21 protein-coding genes are annotated in these 24,940 nt (G+C 72.6%); 4 read left to right on the top strand and 17 right to left on the bottom strand.

Going from position 1 to position 24,940, the window contains the following annotated elements:
• Positions 1-33 precede the first annotated feature (33 nt).
• Entirely contained in the window at positions 34-447 is a 414-nt protein-coding gene (locus ACTYVM_RS06680) for a hypothetical protein (RefSeq protein ID WP_400031982.1), read from the top strand.
• An 89-nt stretch (positions 448-536) separates the two neighbouring features.
• On the opposite strand, the gene der is transcribed toward ACTYVM_RS06680, so the two are convergent.
• The 5 genes from der to aroH form a co-directional block, all read right to left on the bottom strand.
• On the bottom strand, positions 537-2,021 hold the full coding sequence (gene der, locus ACTYVM_RS06675) for a ribosome biogenesis GTPase Der (protein WP_445525000.1): 1,485 nt from the start codon (positions 2,019-2,021) through the stop codon (positions 537-539).
• A 112-nt stretch (positions 2,022-2,133) separates the two neighbouring features.
• Positions 2,134-2,721, bottom strand: coding sequence for a lysophospholipid acyltransferase family protein (locus ACTYVM_RS06670; protein ID WP_445525171.1), 588 nt, complete (start codon positions 2,719-2,721; stop codon positions 2,134-2,136).
• A gap of 77 nt (positions 2,722-2,798) precedes the next feature.
• Positions 2,799-3,494: a (d)CMP kinase gene (gene cmk, locus ACTYVM_RS06665; protein ID WP_445524999.1), complete on the bottom strand. Its 696-nt coding sequence runs from the start codon at positions 3,492-3,494 to the stop codon at positions 2,799-2,801.
• Between the two features lie 89 nt (positions 3,495-3,583).
• Positions 3,584-4,669, bottom strand: a complete 1,086-nt coding sequence (locus tag ACTYVM_RS06660; RefSeq protein WP_445524998.1) for a prephenate dehydrogenase — start codon at positions 4,667-4,669, stop codon at positions 3,584-3,586.
• The gene (gene aroH, locus ACTYVM_RS06655; protein ID WP_445524997.1) at positions 4,666-5,028 is read right to left on the bottom strand and encodes a chorismate mutase; all 363 of its coding nucleotides are present in this window, start codon (positions 5,026-5,028) and stop codon (positions 4,666-4,668) included. The genes ACTYVM_RS06660 and aroH overlap by 4 nt, the downstream gene beginning before the upstream one ends.
• A gap of 217 nt (positions 5,029-5,245) precedes the next feature.
• Between aroH and ACTYVM_RS06650 the strand changes: the two genes are divergently transcribed.
• Positions 5,246-5,701, top strand: coding sequence for a Rieske (2Fe-2S) protein (locus ACTYVM_RS06650; protein ID WP_400031992.1), 456 nt, complete (start codon positions 5,246-5,248; stop codon positions 5,699-5,701).
• Positions 5,702-5,851: 150 nt separating this feature from the next.
• Here ACTYVM_RS06650 and ACTYVM_RS06645 read toward each other — a convergent pair whose 3' ends face one another.
• The 10 genes from ACTYVM_RS06645 to pyrG form a co-directional block, all read right to left on the bottom strand.
• A complete protein-coding gene (locus ACTYVM_RS06645; RefSeq protein WP_445524996.1) occupies positions 5,852-6,913 on the bottom strand; it encodes a pseudouridine synthase in 1,062 nt (353 codons plus the stop codon).
• A complete protein-coding gene (gene scpB, locus ACTYVM_RS06640; protein WP_400031996.1) occupies positions 6,913-7,587 on the bottom strand; it encodes an SMC-Scp complex subunit ScpB in 675 nt (224 codons plus the stop codon). The genes ACTYVM_RS06645 and scpB overlap by 1 nt, the downstream gene beginning before the upstream one ends.
• On the bottom strand, positions 7,584-8,846 hold the full coding sequence (locus tag ACTYVM_RS06635) for a segregation and condensation protein A (protein WP_445524995.1): 1,263 nt from the start codon (positions 8,844-8,846) through the stop codon (positions 7,584-7,586). Before ACTYVM_RS06635 ends, scpB begins: the two co-directional genes overlap by 4 nt.
• Before the next feature lie 38 nt (positions 8,847-8,884).
• On the bottom strand, positions 8,885-9,454 hold the full coding sequence (locus ACTYVM_RS06630) for a hypothetical protein (RefSeq protein WP_400032000.1): 570 nt from the start codon (positions 9,452-9,454) through the stop codon (positions 8,885-8,887).
• Positions 9,439-10,575: a ParA family protein gene (locus ACTYVM_RS06625; RefSeq protein WP_400032002.1), complete on the bottom strand. Its 1,137-nt coding sequence runs from the start codon at positions 10,573-10,575 to the stop codon at positions 9,439-9,441. The genes ACTYVM_RS06630 and ACTYVM_RS06625 overlap by 16 nt, the downstream gene beginning before the upstream one ends.
• A gap of 398 nt (positions 10,576-10,973) precedes the next feature.
• Positions 10,974-12,098 carry an alanine dehydrogenase gene (gene ald / locus ACTYVM_RS06620; protein ID WP_445524994.1) on the bottom strand — a complete coding sequence of 375 codons (1,125 nt, stop codon included), beginning with the start codon at positions 12,096-12,098 and terminating at the stop codon, positions 10,974-10,976.
• Positions 12,099-12,233: 135 nt separating this feature from the next.
• Positions 12,234-14,330, bottom strand: coding sequence for a tetratricopeptide repeat protein (locus ACTYVM_RS06615; protein WP_445524993.1), 2,097 nt, complete (start codon positions 14,328-14,330; stop codon positions 12,234-12,236).
• 185 nt (positions 14,331-14,515) lie between these two features.
• Entirely contained in the window at positions 14,516-14,959 is a 444-nt protein-coding gene (locus tag ACTYVM_RS06610; RefSeq protein ID WP_445524992.1) for a hypothetical protein, read from the bottom strand.
• On the bottom strand, positions 14,956-15,588 hold the full coding sequence (locus ACTYVM_RS06605; protein WP_445524991.1) for an NUDIX domain-containing protein: 633 nt from the start codon (positions 15,586-15,588) through the stop codon (positions 14,956-14,958). The genes ACTYVM_RS06610 and ACTYVM_RS06605 overlap by 4 nt, the downstream gene beginning before the upstream one ends.
• An 85-nt stretch (positions 15,589-15,673) precedes the next feature.
• Positions 15,674-17,341 carry a CTP synthase gene (gene pyrG / locus ACTYVM_RS06600; RefSeq protein ID WP_445524990.1) on the bottom strand — a complete coding sequence of 556 codons (1,668 nt, stop codon included), beginning with the start codon at positions 17,339-17,341 and terminating at the stop codon, positions 15,674-15,676.
• A 516-nt stretch (positions 17,342-17,857) separates the two neighbouring features.
• On the opposite strand from pyrG, the gene ACTYVM_RS06595 reads away from it, so the two are divergent.
• Positions 17,858-19,660, top strand: a complete 1,803-nt coding sequence (locus ACTYVM_RS06595; RefSeq protein WP_445525170.1) for a glycoside hydrolase family 15 protein — start codon at positions 17,858-17,860, stop codon at positions 19,658-19,660.
• Between the two features lie 116 nt (positions 19,661-19,776).
• Complete coding sequence (locus tag ACTYVM_RS06590; protein WP_445524989.1) at positions 19,777-21,444, top strand: PucR family transcriptional regulator; 1,668 nt, start codon at positions 19,777-19,779, stop codon at positions 21,442-21,444.
• 3 nt (positions 21,445-21,447) lie between these two features.
• On the opposite strand, the gene ACTYVM_RS06585 is transcribed toward ACTYVM_RS06590, so the two are convergent.
• Together ACTYVM_RS06585 and recN are read right to left on the bottom strand one after the other, a co-directional pair.
• Positions 21,448-22,608, bottom strand: coding sequence for a glycosyltransferase family 4 protein (locus ACTYVM_RS06585; RefSeq protein WP_445524988.1), 1,161 nt, complete (start codon positions 22,606-22,608; stop codon positions 21,448-21,450).
• Positions 22,609-22,895: 287 nt separating this feature from the next.
• A complete protein-coding gene (recN, locus tag ACTYVM_RS06580; protein WP_445524987.1) occupies positions 22,896-24,647 on the bottom strand; it encodes a DNA repair protein RecN in 1,752 nt (583 codons plus the stop codon).
• Positions 24,648-24,940 lie beyond the last annotated feature (293 nt).

Below are 24,940 nucleotides of genomic sequence, written 5' to 3'. Positions count from 1 at the left end.
CATCTCTTCCGGTTCGGGGTCGTTTGGAGATACGTGCACGCATATGACGTTCCCCGCCGCCAGTCCTACCCGCCGCCCCCTCCCCCAAGTTCTCGACTGCGCTCGGGCAGGGAGGTACCCCCGCCGCGGGCGCCCCAGGACTATCACGGTGGTCCATCGGCCACGCCGATCTACGACGCGCTCTACGCCGAGTACGTCAAGTCCTACCGGACCCTGCCGGGCGACCGCAGCGGCGAGGAGGATCTGGGCTTCGTAGCCTTCGGGAACCTGCCGCACGACACGGGCTCCACCGTGTACGGCGCCTACAGTCTGGGGGCCTACAGCACCCGCCATGTCACGGGACGGCAGCAGTCGCAGTGGCAGCGGGTCGGGACGATCGGGCGGCAGGAGAGCGGGACGCACCACGTTCCGGCGGCCCTGCCACCCGCTCCGCGCCGCGGGATCTGATCCCTTCCACGGCGAAGGGGCGGCTCTGGAACCCAAGGTTCCGGGCCGCCCCTTCGCCGTATCCGCTCCGGCTTCTCCTTCTGCTTCCTCTACTTCTTCTTCGCGCCGCGCTTCTCCCGCACCCGCACCGAGATGTGGATCGGCGTGCCCTCGAAGCCGAACTCCTCGCGCAGCCGTCGCTCGATGAACCGCCGGTAGCCGGCCTCGATGAACCCGGAGGCGAACAGCACGAACCGCGGCGGCTTGGTGCCGGCCTGGGTGCCGAACAGGATGCGCGGCTGCTTGCCGCCCCGGATCGGGTGCGGGTGGGCGGCGACCAGCTCGCCGAGGAAGGCGTTCAGACGGCCGGTCGGCACCCGGGTCTCCCAGCCCGCCAGCGCCGTCTCGATCGCCGGGACCAGCTTCTCCACGTGCCGCCCGGTCTGCGCCGAGACGTTGACGCGCGGGGCCCACGTGACCTGCGCGAGCTCGGTCTCGATCTCCCGCTCCAGGTAGTAGCGGCGCTCCTCGTCGAGGGTGTCCCACTTGTTGTAGGCGATGACGAGCGCGCGGCCCGCCTCCACGGCCATGGTGATGATCCGCTGGTCCTGCACCGAGATGGACTCGGAGGCGTCGATCAGGATGACGGCGACCTCGGCCTTCTCGACGGCGGCCGCGGTGCGCAGCGAGGCGTAGTAGTCGGCGCCCTGCTGGAGGTGGACACGCTTGCGGATGCCGGCCGTGTCGACGAACTTCCAGGTCTTTCCGCCCAGTTCGATCAGCTCGTCGACCGGGTCGCGGGTGGTGCCGGCCAGTTCGTTGACGACGACGCGCTCCTCGCCCGCCACCTTGTTCAGCAGCGAGGACTTGCCGACGTTCGGGCGGCCGATCAGGGCCACCCGGCGCGGGCCGCCGATGCCGCCCCCGCCGAACGTCTCGCGCGGCGCCTCGGGCAGCGCTTCCAGGACGCGGTCCAGCATGTCGCCGGTGCCGCGGCCGTGCAGGGCCGAGACCGGGTGCGGCTCGCCGAGGCCGAGCGACCACAGGTACGCGGCGTCCGCCTCGCCGCTCTGGCCGTCCACCTTGTTGGCGCACAGCACGACGGGCTTGCCCGCCTTGCGCAGGAGCCGCACGACGGCCTCGTCGGTGTCGGTGGCGCCGACCTTGGCGTCGACGACGAAGACCACCGCGTCGGCGGCCTCGATGGCGTACTCGGCCTGCGCCGCCACGGAGGCGTCGATACCGAGGACGTCCTGCTCCCAGCCGCCGGTGTCGACGACCTTGAAGCGGCGGCCCGCCCACTCGGCCTCGTAGGTGACGCGGTCGCGGGTGACGCCCGGCTTGTCCTCGACGACCGCCTCGCGGCGGCCGATGATGCGGTTCACCAGAGTCGACTTGCCGACATTGGGGCGGCCGACGACGGCGAGGACGGGCAGCGGGCCGTGTCCGGCGGCCTCGATGGCGCCCTCGACGTCCTCGATGTCGAAGCCCTCTACCGCGGCGAGCTCCATGAACTCCGCGTACTCGACGTCGCCGAGCGCCCCGTGCTCGTACTCGTGCTCTGCCGAGCCGTCGGGCTGGATGTCGTCGTTCATGAAGTCCGTACCTCGTCGTTCATCGTGGTGGTCGGTGGACCACCACCGGTTCGCGGTGATCCACTACTCAAGTGTCGTCCAGGGCCGTCCGGCGGATCCCGCCGGAGATGCCCTAGCGCCCGGTCAGTCGCCGGGCGTTTTCCAGGTGGTCGGTGAGCTGCTTCTGGATGCGCTCGGTCGCCTCGTCCAGGGCCCGGCGCGTGCGCCGGCCGCCGTCGTCGCCCGCCTCGAACGGGTCGCCGAAGACGACGTCGACCCGGTGGCGCAACGGAGGCAGCCCCTTTATCAACCGTCCGCGCCGCTCGGAACTTCCCAGCACGGCCACCGGGACGATCGGGGCACCGCTGCGGACCGCGAAGTAGGCGAGCCCGGCCCGCAGCGAGGCGAAGTCGCCGTCGCCCCGGGTGCCTTCGGGGAAGATCCCGAGGACGCCGCCCTGCTTCAGGACGCCGAGCGCCCGCGTGATCGCCGAACGGTCCGCGGAGTGCCGGTCCACCTGAAGCTGGCCGATGCCGGTCAGGAAGGAGCCGAGCGGGCCGACGAACGCCTCCTTCTTGATCAGGAAGTGGACCGGCCGGGGTGCCACGCCCATGACCATCGGGCCGTCGACGTTGTGCGCGTGGTTGACCGCGAGGATCACCGGGCCGGTGGCGGGCACCTTCCAGGCACCCAGCACGCGCGGGCGCCACAGCCCGTACATCAGCCCGACGCCGATCCGCCGGCCGACGTCGGCTCCGCGCTCCGACGGAGGGCCCGCCCCGGGCTCCGGCGGACGGCTCACTTCGCGGCCCGCTTCTCCTCGACGAGGGTGACCACGCACTCGATGACCTGTGCCAGCGTCAGCTCGGTGGTGTCCACCTCGACCGCGTCGCCGGCCTTGGCCAGCGGGGAGGTCTTGCGGCTGGAGTCGGCCGCGTCCCGCTTGACCAGTGCCTCGCGGGTGGCGTGGACGTCGGCGCCCTTGAGTTCGCCGCTGCGCCGGGCGGCGCGGGCCTCCGGGGAGGCCGTGAGGAAGATCTTCAGGTCGGCGTCGGGCAGCACGGTGGTGCCGATGTCGCGGCCCTCGACGACCATCCCGGTCTCCGCGGCCACGGCCAGCGAGCGCTGGAGCTCGGTGATCCGGGTCCGCACCTCCGGCACGGCGCTGACCGCGCTGACCTTGGCGGTGACCTCCTGGGTGCGGATCGGACCGGCCACGTCCACGCCGTCGACGGTGATCGTCGGGTGGGCGGGGTCGGTGCCGGAGACGATCTCGGGCTTGCCGGCCACCGCGGCGATCGCGGTGGGGTCCTCCAGGTCGATCCCGTTGGTCACCATCCACCAGGTGATCGCCCGGTACTGGGCCCCGGTGTCCAGGTAGCTCAGGCCGAGCTGCGCGGCCACGGCCTTCGATGTGCTCGACTTGCCCGTGCCGGAGGGGCCGTCGATGGCGACGATCACGGGCTGGGCGGTCCGGGCGGCGCCGTTTTCCACAGCGGGGCACCTTCCTGGTGAAGGGTGGTGGGTGGTGTGCGGGACGCGAGGGCGCCCCGCACAAGGTTACTGGCTTCCCGGAGGCCCTCTTACTGGCGGATGGCCCAGCCCCGTTCCCGCAGCGCGGAGGCGAGGACCGGTGCCGCCTTCGGCTCGACCATGAGCTGCACCAGACCCGCCTGCTGCCCGGTGGCGTGCTCGATGCGCACGTCCTCGATGTTGACCCCGGCCAGCCCCGCGTCCGCGAAGATGCGGGCCAGTTGGCCGGGCTGGTCGTCGATGAGGACCGCGACGACCTCGTACACCCGCGGCGCGGACCCGTGCTTGCCGGGGACCCGGACCTGGCCGGCGTTGCCGCGCCGCAGCACGTCCTCGATGCCGGCGGCGCCCTCGCGGCGCTTGGCCTCGTCGGAGGACTGGAGGGCGCGCAGGGCCTGCACGGCCTCCTCCAGGTCGGTGGAGATGTCGGAGAGCAGGTCGGCGACCGGCCCCGGGTTGGCGGACAGGATGTCGATCCACATCCGCGGGTCGGAGGCCGCGATCCGGGTCACGTCCCTGATGCCCTGCCCGCACAGCCGTACGGCCGTCTCCTCGGCGTTCTTCAGGCGCGCGGCGACCAGGCTGGAGACCAGGTGGGGCATGTGGGAGACCAGGGCCACGGCCCGGTCGTGGGCGTCGGCGTCCATGACGACCGGGACCGCCCGGCAGTGCGAGACGAGCTCCAGGGCGAGGTTGAGGACCTCGGTGTCGGTGTCCCGGGTGGGGGTGAGCACCCAGGGGCGGCCCTCGAAGAGGTCGGCGCTCGCCGCCAGCGGACCCGACTTCTCGCGGCCCGACATGGGGTGCGTGCCGATGTAGCCGGTCAGGTCCAGGCCCATCGACTCCAGCTCGCGGCGCGGGCCGCCCTTGACGCTGGCCACGTCCAGGTAGCCGCGGGCCGCGCCCCGGCGCATGACGTCGGCGAGCACCTCTGCCACATGCGCCGGCGGCGCGGCGACGAGGGCGAGGTCGACCGGGCCGTCCGGGGCCTCCTCCGTGCCGGCGCCGAGCGCCGCCGCCGTGCGGGCCTGCTCCGGGTCGTGGTCGGCGAGGTGCACGACCACCCCGCGCCGGGCGAGGGCCAGGGCGGCGGAGGTACCGATCAGCCCGGTGCCGATCACGAGTGCGCTTCTCACTGGGCGATGTCCTTGCGCAGGGCGGCCGCCGCGCCGAGGTAGACGTGCGCGACCTCGGCGCGCGGCCGGTCGGACTCGATGTGCGCGAGGACGCGGACGACACGGGGCATGGCGCCCTCGATGTCCAGTTCCTGGGCGCAGATCAGCGGCACGTCGACGATGCCGAGCTTGCGGGCCGCGGCGGCCGGGAAGTCGCTGTGCAGATCGGGGGTGGCCGTGAACCAGACGCTGATCAGGTCGTCGGCGGTCAGGCCGTTCCGTTCCAGGACGGCGGTGAGCAGGGCCCCGACCTGCTCGTCCATGTGGCCGGCCTCGTCCCGTTCCAGTTGGACGGCTCCCCGGACCGCTCGTACCGCCACGGCGCTGCTCCTTGCTGAGGTGAATCGGGTCTCGGACGTCCAGCCTAGTCAGACCGTGTGGGACGGGTGGGTGGCGCCCGCCCCCTGAGACAGCGTGTGAAATGGGTGGTTTATCGCGCGCTGCCCGGATTTGCTTCGACTTCACCGTATTCGATGCGAGGATGCTGCTGCTCCGCTCGGAGCTCTTCCCTCCCCCCGGAACCCCCGGAGTGATGACATGACCCAGGGCTCGACGCGGCGCACGGTTCTCGCCACGAGCGCGGTGGCGCTCGTGGCGGCGGGCTGCGGCACCAACGGCAGCAGCACCTCCGAGGCGTCACCCGCCACGGGGACGACTCCCCCCTCGGGGGCGTCGCCCACCCACACCATGGAGGGGACCGCCACCGGTCCCAAGCTGGCGAGCACGACCGACATCCCGGAAGGCGGGGGCAAGGTCTTCCCGCAGCAGGAGGTCGTGGTCACCCAGCCGACGAAGGGCGAGTTCAAGGCCTTCTCGGCGATCTGCACGCATCAGGGCTGCACGGTGAGCAAGGTCGCCGGCGGCACGATCGAATGCCCCTGCCACGGCAGCGGGTTCCGCATCGCCGACGGCTCGGTGGCCCGCGGACCGGCGGTCACCCCGCTGGCCGCCAAGCAGATCAAGGTGGAGGGCAGTTCCATCCACCTGCTGTGAGGATCCGCTCCCGGACGGCCCGTGCCTGGCCACCGGGACCGAACGGGCCGCCGACCGCACCCCGCTCCCCGCGGAGCCCGATCACCGACGCGTGGCGGACTTCCTGCGCCGTGTCCGCCACGCGTCGGCCTGCCCGGGAGACGTCCGGCCCTAGAGGTCGACCTCGTTCATCAGCATGCCGACCTCGGTGTTCGACAGGCGGCGCAGCCAGCCCGACTTCTGGTCGCCCAGGGTGATGGGGCCGAAGGCGGTGCGCACCAGCTTGTCGACCGGGAAACCCGCCTCCGCGAGCATGCGGCGCACGATGTGCTTGCGGCCCTCGTGGAGGGTGACCTCCACGAGGTAGTTCTTGCCGGTCTGCTCGACGACCCGGAAGTGGTCCGCGCGCGCGTAGCCGTCCTCCAGCTGGATGCCGTCCTTGAGCTTCTTGCCCAGGTCGCGCGGGATGGGGCCGACGATGTGCGCGAGATAGGTCTTGCGCACGCCGTACTTCGGGTGGGTCAGCCGATGCGCCAGCTCGCCGTGGTTGGTGAGCAGGATCACGCCCTCGGTCTCGGTGTCGAGGCGGCCGACGTGGAAGAGGCGCGTCTCGCGGTTGGTGACGTAGTCACCGAGGCACTGGCGGCCCTCCGGGTCCTCCATGGTGGAGACGACACCGGCGGGCTTGTTCAGCGAGAAGAATTGGTACGACTGCGTGGCCACGGTCAGCCCGTCGACCTTGACCTCGTCCTTCTCCGGGTCGACCCGGCGGCCCTGCTCCAGGACGATCTCGCCGTTGATCTCGACCCGGGCCTGCTCGATCAGCTCCTCGCAGGCGCGCCGCGAACCGTATCCCGCGCGGGCGAGCACCTTCTGAAGCCGCTCGCCCTCCTGCTCGGCGCCCGGGAAGGTCTTGGGCAGCTTGACGTCCTTCTTGCCGGCGTACCGCTCGCGGTTGCGCTCCTCCATCCGCGTCTCGTACTCGCGGGAGCGGGCCGGAGCCGTACGGCCGCCCTGCTGGGACTGCCTGGGGCCGCCCTTGGCGCCACCGCGCGCGGCTCCGCCGCGCCCTGCCTTGGGGCCGTCCTTCGTCGCACCGGGGCCGACGTCGTAGCGGCGCTCCTCGGGTCGGGGCTTGCGGGGGCGGCCCTGCCCCTGCCGCTCGTCCCTGTTGTTGCCGGCACCGCGGTAGTTGCCGCGCCCGCCGTTGTTGCCGCTGCCGCTGCTTCGCATCAAAGTTCCGTCGTCGTGTTCGTCGTGTGGTCGCCGTCTGCGCCCGGCGCGTCATCGGGAGCGTCCGGGTCGAACGACGGTACGCCCTCCTGGGTCTCGGCCTCGATCGCCTCCGCCTCCGGGAGGAAGGGCGCGAGCTCCGGGAGCTCGTCCAGACCGCGCAGGCCCATCCGCTCCAGGAAGTAGTTCGTCGTCCTGTACAGGATCGCACCTGTTTCGGGTTCCGCGCCCGCCTCCTCGACCAGACCGCGCTGGAGCAGGGTACGCATGACGCCGTCGCAGTTGACTCCGCGGACGGCCGAGACGCGGCTGCGGCTGACCGGCTGGCGGTAGGCGACCACGGCGAGGGTCTCCAGGGCGGCCTGGGTGAGCCGGGCGTGCTGGCCGTCCAGGACGAAGCCCTCGACGGCGGCCGCGTACTCGGGGCGGGTGGAGAAGCGCCAGCCGCCGGCGATCAGCCGCAGCTCGAAGCCGCGTTTCTGCACGGTGTACTCGTCGGCCAGTTCGCGCAACGCGTCCGCGATCTGCCGGCGGGGCCGCTCGAGGATCTTCGCCAGGTGCTCCTCGGTCGCGGGCTCGTCCACGACCATGAGGACGGCCTCCAGGGCCGGCTTGAGGTCGAGGCCGGCGACGGTGGTCGGGCCCGCGGACGGGTCGGTGGTCTCCTCGCTCACGCTTTCTCCTCCTGCTCGGGCTGCTCGGGCTGCTCGGGCTGCTCGGTGTCCTCCGGCTCCTTGGGCGCCTCGGGCGGACGGTCGAACTCGTCCGTCACCGTGGGCGTCCCGTCCCCGTCACGGCCGGTCCAGCGCACGGTCAGCTCGCCGAGGGCGGTCTCCTGGTCCAGGGCCACGGCCTTCTCGCGGTACAGCTCGAGGAGGGCCAGGAAGCGGGCCACGACGGTGAGTGTGTCGTCGGTGTCCGCCACCAGGTCCCGGAAGTCGGCCTCACCCAGTTCCCGCAGCCGGGCGATCACGATCCCCGCCTGCTCCCGCACGCTGACCAGTGGCGCGTGGATGTGGTCGACGTACACCTGCGGCTTGGGCCTGGGCTGCATCGCCTTGACCGCGAGTTCGGCGAAGCGTGCCGCGCCGATGCCGATGACGACCTCGGGCAGCAGTTCGGCGTGGTGGGGTTCCAGCCCGACGGTACGGGGGTGGCGCCGGCCCTCCTCGTCCAGCCGGCGGCTGAAGATGTCGGCGATCTGCTTGTACGCGCGGTACTGGAGCAGCCGTGCGAACAGCAGGTCGCGTGCCTCGAGGAGCGCGAGGTCGGCCTCGTCCTCCACCTCGGCCGCGGGCAGCAGCCGGGCCGTCTTGAGGTCGAGCAGGGTGGCGGCCACGACCAGGAACTCGGTCGTCCGGTCCAGGTCCCAGTCGGGCCCCATGGCCCGGATGTACGCCATGAACTCGTCGGTGACCTTGGACAGGGCCACCTCGGTGACGTCGAGCTTGTGCTTCGAGATCAGCTGGAGCAGCAGGTCGAAGGGCCCCTCGAAGTTGGCCAGCCGAACCGTGAACACCCCGTCCCCGGAACCGTCTGCGCCCGCCGGTTGCGCGACAGCGCCGGCCGCTTGCGCGGCCTCCGCGCCGGAACCGGCAGGGGGCACGGCCGGGCCGTCCGGCTCGGCCGCCCCGCTCTCGGTGACGTCGATCGCCGGCTCGGCCGGCTGCTCGGCGGCCGGGCCCGGCGGGCCGTTCGCGGGGAGATCCGCCGAAGGCTCAGGAGCCGGCATCGACCGCTGGGAAGGCTGCTCGGCGTCCCCGGGTGCGGGCACGGGCTCCGCGGGCACGGTCGGCGGTTCGGGACGCTCGTCCCGGGGCGCGGGCGAAACCGGCGGGGCGGGTGGGTGAGCCGGGGGTGGGGATGCCGTTCCCGGGCCGCGGCCGAGGGTACGTCTGCGGCCGGTGGGGGTGGGAGCGTCGTTCGAGGTCATGGCCGTCGCAGGCTACCGCTTACCGCCCGCTCGGACGGCTAACGGCCGCGCAGCCGCCGTACCAGGATGCTCGCCTCGCCCCGGGACTCCAGGTCGGCCAGCACCACGGCGACCGCCTCGCGGACGATGCGCCCGCGGTCCACGGCGAGTCCGTGCTCTCCGCGGAGCACCAGCCGGGCGTGTTCGAGGTCCATGAGCTCCTCGGCGGACACGTACACCGTGATCTTCTCGTCGTGCCGTTCGCGTCCGCTGGGCCGACGCGCCGCGCCGCGGCCCCGCTTGCGCGGCTGTGCGGCGGCAGAACCTTCCTGCGCCGCCGCCGAACGCCGCGCGGTGCGCTCCGCGGTCGCGGACCGGCTGCGGGACTCGCCCGCGTCCGCCGGGCCCGCGTCGACCGCCACGTGCTCCGCGCCCTCGCCGTCGCCGCCCTGCGCGGGCACCGAGTGCGGCGCGTCCTCCGCCGCGGCCGCGGCGTCGCCCTCCGCCGCGGGGGCGGGCACCCGGGCCTCGCCGCCTGCCTGGCGTCGGGGAGTGGACGGCTGGAGCGCCATTCCCCCTGTCGTACGGAACAGTTCGTCGGCCCCCGGCAGACTCACTCGGCGTGACACCGGGCGAGCACCTCCCTGGCGAGCTGGCGGTAGGCGGCGGCACCGACGGAGTTGGAGGCGTACGTGGTGATCGGCTCTCCGGCGACCGTGGTCTCCGGGAAGCGGACCGTGCGCCCGATGACCGTGTGGTAGACGTGGTCGTCGAACGCCTCGACGACACGCGCGAGCACCTCACGGCTGTGCACGGTGCGCGAGTCGTACATCGTGGCCAGGATCCCGTCGAGCTCCAGCTCCGGGTTGAGGCGCTCCTGGACCTTCTCGATGGTCTCGGTCAGCAGGGCCACACCGCGCAGCGCGAAGAACTCGCACTCCAGCGGCACGATCACCTTGTGCGCGGCGGTGAGGGCGTTGACGGTGAGCAGGCCGAGCGAGGGCTGGCAGTCGATGACGATGTAGTCGTAGTCGTCCATCAGCGGCTTCAGGGCGCGCTGGAGGGTCGACTCGCGCGCTACCTCGCTCACCAGCTGGACCTCGGCGGCCGACAGGTCGATGTTGCTGGGCAGCAGGTCCATGTTGGGGACCGCCGTCTTCAGCAGGACCTCGTCCGCGGACATGCCCCGCTCCATGAGCAGGTTGTAGACGGTGAGGTCGAGCTCCATGGGGTTGACGCCGAGACCCACCGACAGCGCGCCCTGCGGGTCGAAGTCCACGAGCAGCACCCGACGGCCGTACTCCGCGAGCGCGGCACCCAGGTTGATGGTCGACGTGGTCTTGCCGACGCCGCCCTTCTGGTTGCACATCGCGATGATCTTCGCGGGGCCGTGGTCGGTCAGCGGACCCGGGATCGGGAAGTACGGCAGCGGGCGTCCGGTCGGGCCGATGCGCTCACGGCGCTGGCGGGCCGCGTCGGGCGCGAGCGTGGCCGCGTACTCGGGGTCGGGCTCGTACTCGGCGTCGGGGTCGTAGAAGTGCCCGTCGGGCAGTTCGTCGTAGTCGGCGAAGTGGTTGTGGGGCGCGCCACTTCCGTCGCCGGCCATGGCGTTCACGTGATGGCCATCCATGCTTGGGGGTGCTGGCTGAGTCACTCCTGATGTCCGGTGACTCTGGTGGGCTGCGTAGGTGCGCACAGCAACGGAGCCGACAGCCTCGAGCCGCGTGGGGCCCTGGCCCGGCGCAGGCATTCCTGGTTGACCACCCCCGGGAGAAAATGTCGACTCATTCACAAGTCGTCTTACCTCCTTGGTGACCAGGAAACTTCTAGACAGGTCAGCGTGGCACCATGCCGACGATTGGCGACTCTATGGCGTGTCGGCGGTCCGCAGCAACACAATCCGCCGGACCCGGCCCGATGTGTCGGTAATGGAACATCCCTCTGTCAAGGGCGTACGACCGTCGCACGGCAGGTTTCACCGATGCGTGAATCGGTCGAATGGTTGCGTTCGAGGCGAGTTGACCGAGTGCGGCGAAGTGACCATACACACATCAGCCGGACCTTGTGGGACAAGGTCCGGCCGGTCGTGCGAGGTTGACGACACGTGTTGACGTATCGCCTTTCGCACCTTGGCGACTTGGCGACCGCTCAGCCGAGCAGGGACTCCAGCGCGACGTGCTCCAGGCCGTGCGCCTCGGCGACCTCGCGGTAAACGACCTTGCCCTCGTGGGTGTTGAGGCCCTTGGCCAGCGCCGCGTCACGGCGCAGCGCCTCCACCCAGCCCCGGTTGGCGAGTTCGACGATGTACGGCAGCGTCGCGTTGGTCAGCGCGTAGGTCGAGGTGTTGGGCACCGCGCCCGGCATGTTGGCGACGCAGTAGAACACCGACTCGTGGACCTTGAAGGTCGGCTCGGCGTGCGTGGTCGGGTGGGAGTCCTCGAAGCAGCCGCCCTGGTCGATCGCGATGTCGACAAGGACACTTCCCGCCTTCATCCGGGACACCAGCTCGTTGCTGACCAGCTTCGGGGCCTTGGCGCCCGGGACCAGCACGGCGCCGACGACGAGGTCGGCCTCGACGCAGGCCTTCTCCAGCTCGAAGGCGTTGGAGACGACGGTCTTGATCTTCGTGCCGAAGATCTTGTCCGCCTCCTTGAGCTTGTTGATGTCCTTGTCCAGGAGGGTCACGTGGAAGCCCAGGCCGATGGCGATCTGCGCGGCGTTCCAGCCGGAGACGCCGCCGCCGATGATGACGGCCTCGCCGGCCGGAACGCCCGGGACGCCGCCCGGCAGCACACCGCGACCGCCCGCGGCGCGCATCAGGTGGTAGGCGCCGACCTGCGGCGCGAGACGGCCCGCGACCTCGGACATCGGGGCCAGCAGCGGCAGCGCGCGGTTGGGGAGCTCGACGGTCTCGTAGGCGATCGCCGTGGTGCCGGACTCCAGCAGGGCGTCCGTGCACTCCTTGGAGGCGGCCAGGTGCAGGTAGGTGAAGAGGATCTGGTCCTTGCGGAGGCGGTGGTACTCCTCGGCGACCGGCTCCTTGACCTTCAGCACCATGTCGGCGGCGGCCCAGACCTCGTCCGCCGTCTCGAGGATCTGGGCACCGGCGGCCACGTACTCCTCGTCCGGGATCGAGGAGCCGACGCCCGCGTTCCGCTCGACGACGACCTGGTGGCCGTTACGCACCAGCTCGTGCACGCCGGCGGGGGTGATGGCCACCCGGAACTCGTTGTTCTTGACTTCGCGGGGGATGCCGACCTTCACGTCGATCACGGTCCTTGACTCAGAGAATGTGGGGCAATGTCAGACGTACCCCGGCATGCGGGGGCATACCAGGGAACACCGCAGGAGAACGAGCGGCAGAACCAGTCTAATGAAGGCTTACTCTCTGTCTAGCCTTCCATTGCATCAATCTTCAGAGGATGCACTACGGATTTCGCAGGCATTGGCCTCCTCTTCCGTCAATGGGCCCTCCGGGCCGCCGTCCTCGGCCGCAGGGACCCCTTCGACTTCGGCGTCGAGCAGCCGCCGGGCCGTTCCGCGGTGCAGGGCCGCCGCGGCCGTGTCGCCCAGCCGCTCCAGGCTGTCGGCGAGCCGCAGCCGGAGCGCCGCCTGGAGCCGTACGTCCTCGGCGCGGCGGGCCCACTCGACCGCCTCCTGGCAGGTGCGCAGGCAGTCCTCGGGCCGCCCGGCGTACTCCTGGACGCGCGCCAGCTCGCTCAACGCCCGTGCGTGGGCGGCGACATCGCCCGCCTTGCGGTGCGCGGCGGCGGCCGCGCGCCAGTTGCGCAGGGCCTCGCCGTAGCGGCCCGCGTAGGTGTGCGCGGCGGCGATGCGGCCGTAGAGGCGGGCGGCGTCCTCGCGCTCCTCGCGCGCGAGCCGCTGCGCCAGGGCCCGGCCGAACCAGTCGGCGGCCCGGTCGTAGTCCCCGAGCTCCTGGTGGGCACTGCCTACGGATTCCATGGCGCGGCTGATCGCGTACGGGTCGTCGGCCTCCCGTCCGGCGTCCAGCGCGGCCCGGTAGCGGGCCAGCGCCCCGGCCGTGCGCCCGGTGCGGGCGTCCAGGTCGGCGAGGTTCAGCAGGGCGGCGGCCTTCTCCCGGGGCAGCCCGCGCCGCTCGGCCACGTCCAGGACGAGCCGGTGGATGCCGTAGAGGTCGGCGGCGGCCGCCTGGGTGCCGACGTGCGCCACCATGGCCCGCACCAGCTGCGCCATCAGACGGCGGGCCAGGGTGTCCAGTTCTCCGTCGGCGACGGCGAGGCGGGCCGCGGCGAGCAGTGCGGGCCTGCGGGCGCGCAGCCACTTCTCGGCGGCCCGCGGCGTGGCGAAGCGCAGCCCGGGAGGCAGGCTCTTCAGCTTCTCCCTGGTCTCGGGGCTGTCGGTCTCGGTGATCGCCCGGCACGACTGGAGCAGCCGAACGGTCCGCTCCAGCATCCGGGCCCGGGCGAGCCGCAGTTCGGCGGGGCGGTCCTGGCGCTCGGCGAGTTCCGTCAGCAGCGGGTGCAGGCAGCCGGGTACCTCGTAGCACGGCAGCAGCGAGGGGACGGCGCGCACCACACCGAGGTCGGCGAAGTCGTCGAGGAAGCCGCGGGCGGCCTCGACCGAGCAGCCGGCGAGCGCGGAGGCGGTCTGCGGGTCGACGTCACCGGCCGGGGCGAGGCAGAGCAGGCGCAGCAGCCGGGCGGCCTGACCGGACAGGGTGCCGTGCACGAACCGCAGCACCCGGTCGAGGACGGGGCCCTCGTCGGGGTCGGTGCGCAGCTGTTTGGCGAGGTCGGCGACGGCCGCCTGGGGGTGGGCGGCGAGCCAGCCGCCGGCCAGCGTGAGCGCCGCGGGCTGCCCCTGGCAGACCTCGACCAGGCTCTCGGCGGCGCGCGGGTCGACGGTGATGCGCACCGGGTCGATGCGCTGCGCCAGCAGTTCCACGCCGGACTTGGTGTCCAGGCCGCCCAGGGTGCACGGGCGGACGTCGGCGATCCCGGTGAGCGGGCCCCGCGAGACGGCGACGAGCAGACAGTCGGCGTTCTCCGGCAGCAGCGCGTCGACCTGGTCCGCGCCGGCCGCGTCGTCGAGCAGGAGCAGGGCCCGGCGCTCGGCGAGCGCGGTGCGCAGGGCCTCGGTCAGGTCGTCCTCGTCCGCGCCCGGCGGGGTCGGCAGATCGAGGTCGGTGAGCAGGCCGCGGGCGACGGCGTCGACCGGTACGGGGGTGCCGTCGGGCTCGGAGAGCCTGGCGCGCAGCACACCGCCGGGGTAACGCTGCGCGACCTGCTCCACCAGTTCCTCGGCGAGCGCCGTGCGGCCGGAGCCGGGCCTGCCCGCGATCAGCAGGACGCGCGCGCGTGGCTCCTTGCGGCCGGCCAGGGTGTCGAGTCCTGCCCGCTCGATGTCGGCGCGCAGCTCCTTCAACTCCCGTGTGCGGCCGAGGAAGAGGCTCGTCGCGGCGGCGGGGAATCGTTCCCCGCCGGACAGGTCCACGCCGCCTGTGTCCACCGCCTGGTCCGTCACGGGCCACACTCCCGTCCCACCGCACGCGCAAGCCCGCCGGGACTCCGGTCCGGGCGCTTCCAGAGCCTAGTTCACGCTCTGCGACGTACCGTGCGGAGCAGGGCGGACACATCGCCCGATCGGATCAGGCGATCGTCACACCGGGACGGGACGGGGCGGACGTCCGGCGCCGCCGCCCGTCCGGGTCAGGCAGCCGAACGCCGCAACAGGAAGTCGCACAGCACTCCCGGGTCGCCCGAGCCCACGCACAGATGCGTGGCGCCGCCGGTCTGGACGATACCCAGACCGATGTCGTCCGTCTCCGTGCCGGTCGTGCCGGCCCGTTTCAGCGGTACCCAGCCACGGCTGTCGCCCAGCGCCCAGGTCCCGGTGGCGCTCGTCACCCCGCCCACCCACGGGCCGGGGGCGAACACCTGCGCCGGAAGGCCCACCGCCCGGAAACGGCCGTCGGCGCCGAGCCGGATCCAGCCGTCCCCGCCCTCGACCTGCCAGGTACCGACCACGGCGGAGCGGGAGACGACGGTCGCCAGGTGCACCGTCCGGCTCTTGACGGCGGCCACCGCCCATGCGGCGCCCGCCGCCGTCACCGCCACGGCCAGCACGGCCGCCGCGAGGCGTCCGCGCCTCAACGTGCGGATGCGAAGGGGCGCGCCGGCCAGGGCGCCTCGGCCGGGCGCAGTGCGTCCAGCCCGTCCTCCTGGCGCGCGGCGACCAGCGACAGGACGCCCACCACCAGGCAGCTGTTGTGCAGTTCGCCCGCGAGCACGCCCCTGACCAGTTCGTCCACCGGCATCCGCGCGTGCTCCATGTCGGTCTCCTCGTGCTCCGCCGCGAAGCGCTCGCCGACCGCCTCGGACAGGCCCCGGGCGAGGAAGATCCGCACGGACTCGTCGCAGCCGCCCGGGGTGGTGTAGACGTCGGTCAGCACCCGCCAGTCCTCGGCCTTGACGTGGGCCTCCTCGTACAGCTCACGCTGGGCGGCGTGCAGCGGGTTCTCGCCGGGCACGTCGAGCAGGCCGGCCGGGATCTCCCACAGCCGCTGCCGCACCGGGTGGCGGTACTGGCGGATCAGCAGCACCCGGTCCTCCTCGTCGAGGGCGAGGACGGCCACGGAGCCCGGGTGCACCTGGTAGTCGCGGGTGACCACGGAGCCGTCGGGCATGACCACGTCGTCGGTGCGGACGGAGGTCTTGCCCCCGACGAACGGGGTGCTGGTGGCCCGGATCCCCCACTCCTCCGGGGTGTCCTTGATCGTCATGCCCTGCCCTTTCCGACGTGCGCAACCAGAACGGGGGTGCGCACCTTCGCCGGTGCGCACCCCCGCAACCGTACAACCGGGCGTGCTACTTGGAGATCTTCCGCTCGACGGCGGCCTTCACCAGGCCGGCGAACAGCGGGTGCGGACGCGTCGGGCGCGAGCGCAGCTCCGGGTGCGCCTGCGTGGCGACCAGGTAGGGGTGGACCTCGCGCGGGTACTCCACGTACTCGACGAGCTTGCCGTCCGGGGAGGTGCCGGAGAAGAGGATGCCCGCCTTCTTCTCCAGCTCCGCGCGGTAGGCGTTGTTCACCTCGTAGCGGTGGCGGTGGCGCTCCTCGACGTACTCCTTGCCGTCGTAGACCTCGCGCACGATCGAGCCCTCGGCCAGCTTGGCCGGGTACATGCCGAGCCGCATGGTGCCGCCCATGTCGCCCTCGCCGGCGACGATGTCCATCTGCTCGGCCATCGTGGAGATCACCGGGTGGCCGGTGGCCGGGTCGAACTCGGTGGAGTTGGCGTCCGCGATGCCGGCGAGGTTGCGGGCGGCCTCGATCACGATGCACTGCAGGCCCAGGCACAGGCCGAGCAGCGGGATGCCGTTCTCGCGGGCGTAGCGGATGGCGCCGACCTTGCCGAGCACGCCGCGGTCGCCGAAGCCGCCCGGGACGCAGATGCCGTCGACGCCGGCGAGCTGCTGCTCGGCGCCGGCCGCGGTCTTGCAGTCGTCGGAGGTGACCCACTTGATCTTCACCCGCGCCTTGTTGGCGAAGCCGCCCGCGCGCAGCGCCTCGGTCACCGACAGGTAGGCGTCGGGCAGGTCGATGTACTTGCCGACCAGGGCCAGGGTGACCTCGTGGTCGGGGTTGTGGACGCGGTCCAGCAGGTCGTCCCAGGTCGTCCAGTCCACGTCGCGGAAGGGCAGGTCCAGCTTGCGCACGACGTACGCGTCCAGGCCCTCGGTGTGCACGACCTTCGGGATGTCGTAGATCGACCGGGCGTCGGGGCAGGCGACCACGGCCGCCTCGTCCACGTCGCACATCAGGGAGATCTTGCGCTTGATCGCGGTGGGCACCTCGCGGTCGCAGCGCAGCACGATCGCGTCCGGCTGGATACCGATGTTGCGCAGCGCGGCGACGGAGTGCTGGGTCGGCTTGGTCTTCAGCTCGCCGGAGGGGCCGATGTAGGGCAGCAGCGAGATGTGCACGACGAAGACGTTGTCCCGGCCGACCTCGTGGCGGACCTGGCGGACGGTCTCCAGGAACGGCAGCGACTCGATGTCGCCGACCGTGCCGCCGACCTCGGTGATGACGACGTCCACCTCTTCGGTGGCCATCCGCCGGATGCGGTGCTTGATCTCGTTGGTGATGTGCGGGATGACCTGCACCGTGTCGCCCAGGTACTCGCCGCGCCGCTCCTTGGCGATGACCGTGGAGTACACCTGGCCGGTGGTGACGTTGGCGGAGCCGTCCAGGTCGCGGTCGAGGAAGCGCTCGTAGTGGCCGATGTCCAGGTCGGTCTCGGCGCCGTCGTTGGTGACGAACACCTCACCGTGCTGGAAGGGGTTCATCGTGCCCGGGTCGACGTTGAGGTACGGGTCGAGCTTCTGCATCACGACGCGCAGACCCCGCGCCTTCAGCAGCATGCCCAGGCTGGAGGCGGTGAGGCCCTTGCCGAGCGAGGAGGCGACACCCCCGGTGACGAAGATGTGCTTGGTCGTCGTGGCTGTGCTGTTTCGGAAAGCAGCGGGCGGCATGGCCAAGAGGGGGCTCCCGTGGTCGCGGTCGGACGTGCGGTACGGCTGGCCGGTCCGGGGAACCCGGGAGTCCGGCTGAGGTGCCGTCGCTGCGGTTCGGGGGTTTAGAGCCCACCGGTCCACGGGCTACCAGGGTATCAGCGCCTGACGGGCGTGGCTCACGGCCACGCTCCGCGCACGAGCCGACACGTGTGCGTACCGCGCACAGCTCCCTCACCCATGGCTCACTCGTTCGGCGCACCCGGGTTGCCCGGAGCGGCACGCAGATCATCTACGTGCGTCGTATCCTGCTCGGACACTCGCTGAGGAGCCCGGCCGGCAACACGGCACCACCCCTGTCCGTATGACCCGGAACAACAAGAGCTCGTCAGTTCGTTGAGCAAGGGTTGTCGTTCTGCCCCCGCGGCCGACCGGCGGATCCCCCCACCGCTCGACGACGCTTTACAACCACCCCTTGACCGCACTAGCGACAGCCCCTTCGCGGGGTGTGACGTGGCCGTTCGACTGGAGTTGCACGTGGCCGGGCGCATCGAAGACTACGCACTCATCGGAGACATGCAGACCGCTGCCCTGGTCTGCCGGGACGGGACAGTCGACTGGCTGTGCCTGCCCCGCTTCGACTCCCATGCCATCTTCGCCGGCCTGCTGGGTACCGAGGAGCACGGTTTCTGGCGGATCGGCCCGGTGTTCGCGGACGGCACACAGCCGCCCGCGGCGGCCCGGCGCAGCTACCGCGGCGACTCGCTGATCCTGGAATCCGAGTGGGACACCCCGCGCGGCACGGTCCGCGTGACCGATTTCATGCCCCCGCGCGACGGCGCCCCGCAGGTGATCCGCATCGTGGAGGGCGTCAGCGGCCGGGTGCCGATGCGCTCGACCCTGCGCATGCGCTTCTCCTACGGCCGGGTCGTGCCGTGGGTGCACCGGCACGAGGGCCGCACGGTGGCGGTGGCGGGCCCCGACTCGGTGTGGTTCGACACATCGGTGAAGACCTACGGCGAGTCGCTGACCACGTACGCGGACTTCACCGTCGCTCCCGGTGACCGGATCGCGTTCACGATCTCCTGGCAGGCCTCGCACAAGGAGCCGCCGCCGCTGCCGGAGCCGGAGCAGTCGCTGGAGGCGACGGAGGAGTTCTGGCGCGAGTGGGTCGGGCACTGCACGTACCACGGCCCCTACCGCGAGGCCGTGGTCCGCAGCCTGATCACGCTCAAGGCCCTGACCTACGCTCCGACCGGCGGCATCGTGGCGGCCCCCACCACCTCCCTGCCGGAGGACATCGGCGGCGTGCGCAACTGGGACTACCGCTACACCTGGCTGCGCGACGCGGCGATCACCCTGTCCTCGCTGCTGCGCACCGGCTACCGCGAGGAGGCCCGCGCCTGGCGCGAGTGGCTGCTGCGCGCCGTCGCCGGCGACCCCGACAACCTGCAGATCATGTACGGCATCGCCGGCGAGCGCGAGCTGGGCGAGGCCGAGCTGGACTGGCTGCCCGGCTACGAGAACTCCGCGCCGGTCAGGGTGGGCAACGGCGCCGCGCACCAGCTCCAGCTGGACGTCTACGGCGAGGTCACCGAGGCCCTGCACCTGGCCCATATGACGGGCCTGGCCCGCAACGACTACGCCTCCCTGCTCCAGCTCAAGCTGATCCAGTACCTGGAGAAGCACTGGCAGGAACCGGACGAGGGCATCTGGGAGGTGCGCGGGCCGCGCCGCCACTTCGTGCACTCCAAGGTCATGGCGTGGGTCGCCGTCGACCGCACCATCAAGCTCATCGAGTCCGGGGAGGCGGACGGCCCGCTGGAGCGCTGGAAGGTGCTGCGCGACGACATCCACCGCGAGGTGTGCGAGAAGGGCTACGACAAGGAGCGCAACACCTTCACGCAGTCCTACGGCTCCCGGGAGCTGGACGCGTCCTTGCTGCTCATCCCGCAGATGGGCTTCCTGCCGCCGGACGACAAGCGGGTCATCGGCACCATCGAGGCGATCCAGCGCGAGCTGTCCACCGCGGACGGGTTCATCCTGCGGTACCCCACCGACGGCGACCACGCGGGCGTCGACGGCCTGCCCGGCGACGAGGGCGCCTTCCTCGCCTGCTCCTTCTGGATGGCCGACGACCTGGCGATGATCGGCCGCGTGGACGAGGCGCGCAAGCTCTTCGAGAAGCTGCTGTCGCTCCGCAACGACCTGGGCCTCCTCGCCGAGGAGTGGGACCCCCGCCGCAAGCGCCAGGTGGGCAACTTCCCGCAGGCCTTCAGCCATGTGCCGCTGATCGACACGGCCCTGCGTCTGACGGCGAGCGGCGCCTACGGAGGCTGATCCGGCACCGGGCGGGCGAGCGCGCCCGCCCGGCGCTCACTCCGGCTCGGGGCGGCCGGACCGCTCCGGCCACCCGACGCTGCCGCCGTGCCGCGGGCACAGGTAGCGTCCGCTTCATGGACCGCAGATTCGACACCGAGGGCACCGGCATCACCGTCCGGCGCGCCCTCGAACTGCCCGGCCTCCGCAGCGGCCTCCCCGAGGTCCTCGCCGGCGCCGACAAGCTGACCCGCACCGTCCGCTGGGTGCACGCCGGCGAGGTCCCCAACATCGCCTCCCTCCTCAAGGGCGGCGAACTCCTGCTGACCACCGGCTACGGCCTCGGCACCCGCCCCGCCGACCAGCGCGCCTTCGTGCGCACCCTCGCCGACCGCGGCATCGCGGCCCTGGTGGTGGAGCTGGGCCCGCGCTTCACCCGCCTGCCCGCCGCCCTCGTCGAGACCGCCCTGACCGCGGGGCTCCCCCTCGTCCAACTGCACCGCGAGGTGCCGTTCGTGGCGGTCACCGAGGAGATCCACACGGAGATCGTCAACGGCCACTACGCGCTGCTCCAGCGGGCCGAGGAAGTGCACCGCCGCTGCACTCAGGCCCTGCTCGGCGGCGGCGGGGTGCCGCAGGTGCTCGGCATCCTGGCCGACTTCGGCGGCAACCCGGTCTTCCTGGAGACCCCGGACGGGCAGTTGCTGTACGCGGCCGGCTCCGGCCCCGAGGGCGCCGATCCGCTTCAGGTCTGGGAGGGGCTGCGCGGCCAGCGCAAGGACGCGGCCCCGCCGGCCGGTTCGGTCGTCGTGGACGTGCCCGGCGGCGGCCCGGGCACCGGCTCGGTCCGCGCCCGGCTGGTGCTGCTGCCGGTCCGCTCGCCCCTGGCCCCGGTGCACCGCATGGCCGCCGAGCGGGCCGCGGGCCTCCTGGCCGTGGTGCTGATGCAGGCCCGCCAGGAGGAGGAGCTGGCGGCGCGCGGCCGCGGCGACTTCCTCACCGACCTCGCCGAGGGGCGCATCGCCGCCGAGGACGCGCCCGCGCAGGCCCGGGTCCTCGGTTTCAAGCCGGGCAACAGCCCGCTGCTGCCGGTGGTGATGCGGGTCGGCGACGCGCTCGCGGCCACCGGGGGCGCCACCCGGCCGAGCGCGGGCGCCGGCGGAGGGGGCTGGGCGGTCCTGGCCCGTGCGGTCGCCGAGGAGCTCGCCTCGGTGGGCGTGCCGGTGCTGCTGGGCGTGCGGCCGGTCGAGGGCCGGGTGCCGCTCCTTGTCGGGCTGCGCTCGGAGGCGGAGCGGGCCACCGTCGCGGACCGGGTCGCGGCCGCCCTGCGGGCGGGTGTGGAGCGAGCCGGGATGCGCCGCCCCAGCGGGCAGCCCGAGGTGGTGGTCGTCGGTGTGGCGGGCGGCTGGGCGGCCGCCTCGGCGGGTCTGCGGCACGCGGCCGAGGCGGCGACCGCGGCGCAGGGACTGCCGGACCGGCCCTGGTACGACGCCCGCCGCCTCGACATCGACCTGCTGCTGTGGCGGCTGCGCGACCATCCCGACCTGGCGGCCTTCGTGGACCGTGCGATCGGCCCGCTCCAGGAGCACGACCGGCGCTCGAAGCCGCCGCTGCTGCCCACCCTCCAGACCTATCTGGCGCATGCGGGCCGCAAGGCGGAGACCGCCCGCGAGCTGCACCTGAACCGGCAGACGCTCTACAACCGCCTCGCCCGGATCGGGGAGTTGCTGGGCACCGACCTCGACGACCCGCAGACGGTCCTGGCTCTGAGCCTGGCCCTGCGGGCCCGCCGGCACGTCACCTGAGCGTCAGGTCAGCGGCCGGGGGCGGGTCAACTCGTCGTACACGCTGAGCACCTGGGCGACCGTGTCGTCCTCGCTGGGCCAGGTGGCGGCCTGCCGCGTGCCCAAGTTCCGCAGAGCTTCCCGGCGTTCGGGGTCGTCGAGCAGCCGTATGACGGCGCCGGTGAACGCCTCCACGTCCTGGTCCGGCACCAGTTCGGCCGCGTCGCCCACGAGTTCGGGGATGCCGCCGGTCCGCGCCGCGACCAGCGGCACGCGCGCGTGCAGCGCCTCCTGGGCGAGGACGGAGCGGGCCTCCCCGCACCTGGGCAGCAGCGCCAGGTCGGAGGCGGCGAGCAGCTCGCCGACGTCGTCGCGCCGCCCGAGCAGCCGGACCGGCAGTTCCTCGTCCTCGATCCGCCGCTGGAGCTCCGCACGCAGGGGCCCCTCCCCCGCGACGAGGAGCAGCGGCACGGGTTCCAGCAGCCGCCAGGCGCGGGCAGCGTCCAGCAACAGCTCATGGCCGCGGCCCGGGTCCAGGGAGGCGACGGCGATGAGCAGCGGCCGGTCGGTGGCCCCGAGTTCGGCCCGCACCTTGGCGCGCGGACGGTCCGGGTGCTCGTATCCGGCGGCCGGCCGGGGCACCGCGACGGCGGCGAGCCGGGCGTCCCGCGCGCCCCTGCCACGGGCCCGGTCGACGAGTTCGGAGGTGGTGCCGAGCACGACGGTGGCGGCCCTGACCACCCGGCGCTCCAGCAGCCGCAGCAGGTGCGCCCGGGCCCCCTCGGCGTGCGCGTGGTTGTGCCAGGTGACCACGAGGGGCGTGCTGCGGCCGCTGAGCGCCAGCACCGCGCGGAAGGAGGCGTGCAGGCCGTGCGCGTGGACCAGGTCGGCGTCCGCGCACACCGTGCGCAGCGCGGCCACGGACACCGGGTCGCTGCTGCGGGGCACGTGCACGTGCTGGGCGCCGACTCCGGTGAAGGAGTAGGCGCGGTCGGCTTCGGCAGGGGCGCACACCGTCACGCGCACGCCGCGGGCGACCAGCCCCGCGGCCAGCGACCGCACGTGCGCTCCCCCAAGCTCTCCGAGCAGGGGGTACCCCCAGCTGTCGGCACTGCCTCCGCCCAGCACCTGCACGGTGCGCAGCGTCGACTGACCGTGCGATACGTGGCTGCTCACGGGGCTCACGCGGCCGGGGCTCCTGGTTCGGCGTCGGGCGGTTACGGGGAAACGTACAGAAGGTATCGAGCCGGGGGGCACAGCCGCACCCGCTGTCCCGGCGCACTGCCCCCGGCCTCCAAGGATGCCAGTACGTACGGGTGTTCCGGGTCGCCCCGAGGTGCCGGACGCCTGGGGGAACGGTACGACAGCTTGACACCGGATCACTCACACGAGTGAAACCAACGGGCCGGCGCCGCGCCCACGGCGCGCGCCCCCCGTGCCACCGATCACCACCCGCTCCCCGAGTGCGCCGGCTAGGCGTCCGCGCGGGCCGCCGCGAGGAGTTCCTCGGCGTGGGCGCGGGCCGTCTGCGAGTCCTCCTGGCCGGCCAGCATCCGGGACAGCTCCCGGACGCGGTCCTCGCCCTCGAGCACCTTCACGCCTGACCGGGTCACCGAGCCGTCGTTGGTCTTCTCCACCAGCAGCTGCCGGTCGGCGAAGGCGGCCACCTGGGGCAGGTGGGTGACGACGACGACCTGGGCGCTCTTCGCCAGCCGGGCCAGGCGCCGTCCGATCTCCACGGCCGCCTTGCCGCCGACGCCCGCGTCGACCTCGTCGAACAGATACGTCGGCACCGGATCCGTCCCGGCGAAGACGACCTCGACGGCCAGCATCACGCGCGACAGCTCACCGCCGGAGGCGCCCTTGGCGATCGGCCGGGGCGGCGCCCCGGGGTGCGGGGCGAGGAGCAGTTCGACCTCGTCGGCGCCGGTCGGCCCGCAGGCGACCGTGCGGCCCCCGACCTCGACGCCCTCGGGGTCCTCGGTCTGCCTGATGTCGAACGACACGCGCGCGTGCGGCATGGCCAGCGAGGCCAGCTCGGCCGTCACGGCGGCGGCGAACCGCTCCGCGGCCTCCGTCCGGGCGTCCGTCAACGCCTGGGCCAGGCCGCCCAGTTCGGAGCGCAGTACGTCCCGCTCCGCGGTCAGCTCCCCGATCCGCTCGTCGTCGCCGTCCAGCTCGGTGAGGCGGGCGGCGCTCCGCTCGGCCCAGGAGAGCACGGCGGCGACGCCCTTCTCGTACTCGCCGTACTTGCGGGTCAGCGCGCCGAGCGCGGCCCGCCGCTCCTCCACCGCCGCCAGCCGCAGCGGGTCGGCGTCCAGGTCGTCCGCGTACCCCGCCAGCTCCCCGGCCACGTCGCCGAGCAGGATGCCGATCTCTCCGATGCGGTCGGCGAGCGCGGCCAGCGCCGGATCGTGCGACCGCACGGCCTCCAGGGCCCGCTGGGCGCCCGCGACGAGGGTGGCCGCGTCGATGCCCTCGGGGTCCTCCGGATCGCCCGCGAGAGCGGCGTGCGCGGCCGTCGCGGCGGAGGACAGCGCCTCGGCGTGGCCGAGGCGCTCCGCCTCCTCGGCCAGTTCGGTGTCTTCCCCGGCCCGCGGCTCGACCCCGGCGATCTCGTCCAGGCCGAAGCGCAGCATGTCGGCCTCCTGGGCCCGCTCACGCGCACGCGTGGTGATCTCGTCCAGCTCCGCCGTCACGGCGCGGAGCCGGCGGTAGGCCTCGGCGTACTTGGCCAGCGGCACGGCGACGGCGTCGCCCGCGTACCGGTCGAGCGCCTGCCGCTGCCGGGTCAGTTTGAGCAGCCCCTGCTGGTCGGTCTGCCCGTGCACGGCCACGAGTTCGTCGGCCAGTTCGGCGAGCAGCCCCACCGGCACGCTCCGCCCGCCCAGGTGCGCCCGGGAGCGGCCCTCGGCGGAGACGGTACGGCTGATCAGCAGCGCCCCGTCGTCGAGTTCGGCGCCGGCCTCCTCGGCCCGTACGGCGGCGGAGGCCTCCGCGGGCACGGTGACCCGCCCCTCCACCACCGCCTTCCCGGCGCCGATCCTGACCAGCGCCGGATCCGCGCGTCCGCCCAGCAGCAGTCCCAGACTGGTGACCACCATGGTCTTGCCCGCACCCGTCTCACCGGTGACGGCGGTGAACCCCGGCGACAGCTCGACGACCGCGTCGTCGATCACTCCGAGTGACCGTATCCGCATCTCCTCCAACACGACCACGACCATACGAGGTTTTGGTCGCCTCGTGCGACGCCACCCCACCCATAGAGGGCGCCCGGGGGGCACGCCCGTCCACTCGCGTGCCGGGGCGGCACTCCTAGTACTCCAGCAGGATTTTGCTGTCTGGCCTGGGGTTTCGCTGGGCGGCTGGAGTGTAGCGGGCCGCGGAGTAGTCAGGGGTGGCCTTCGGCAGGCCGCCCCTCGATCGTGCGACAGTGCCGCAGGTAGCGACAGGGTGCGGGGCAGCCTTCTCACGTGATCACCGCGCGTGTTGCCGAGCAGTGGGACCTGGAACTGGA

Source organism: Streptomyces cyslabdanicus (assembly GCF_052663305.1).
Note: the sequence above shows the minus strand (reverse complement) of the source record. Positions and strands in the feature narration are given on the sequence as shown.

What these genes read in the sequence shown, in the direction of transcription:
- der (WP_445525000.1), bottom strand. Translation starts at nt 2,021, where the DNA reads ATGAACGACGACATCCAGCCCGACGGCTCGGCAGAGCACGAGTACGAG.
- ACTYVM_RS06670 (WP_445525171.1), bottom strand. Translation starts at nt 2,721, where the DNA reads ATGTACGGGCTGTGGCGCCCGCGCGTGCTGGGTGCCTGGAAGGTGCCC.
- ACTYVM_RS06650 (WP_400031992.1), top strand. Translation starts at nt 5,246, where the DNA reads ATGACCCAGGGCTCGACGCGGCGCACGGTTCTCGCCACGAGCGCGGTG.
- ACTYVM_RS06645 (WP_445524996.1), bottom strand. Translation starts at nt 6,913, where the DNA reads ATGCGAAGCAGCGGCAGCGGCAACAACGGCGGGCGCGGCAACTACCGC.
- ACTYVM_RS06635 (WP_445524995.1), bottom strand. Translation starts at nt 8,846, where the DNA reads ATGACCTCGAACGACGCTCCCACCCCCACCGGCCGCAGACGTACCCTC.
- ACTYVM_RS06625 (WP_400032002.1), bottom strand. Translation starts at nt 10,575, where the DNA reads ATGCCTGCGCCGGGCCAGGGCCCCACGCGGCTCGAGGCTGTCGGCTCC.
- ACTYVM_RS06605 (WP_445524991.1), bottom strand. Translation starts at nt 15,588, where the DNA reads ATGACGATCAAGGACACCCCGGAGGAGTGGGGGATCCGGGCCACCAGC.
- pyrG (WP_445524990.1), bottom strand. Translation starts at nt 17,341, where the DNA reads ATGCCGCCCGCTGCTTTCCGAAACAGCACAGCCACGACGACCAAGCAC.
- ACTYVM_RS06590 (WP_445524989.1), top strand. Translation starts at nt 19,777, where the DNA reads ATGGACCGCAGATTCGACACCGAGGGCACCGGCATCACCGTCCGGCGC.
- recN (WP_445524987.1), bottom strand. Translation starts at nt 24,647, where the DNA reads ATGGTCGTGGTCGTGTTGGAGGAGATGCGGATACGGTCACTCGGAGTG.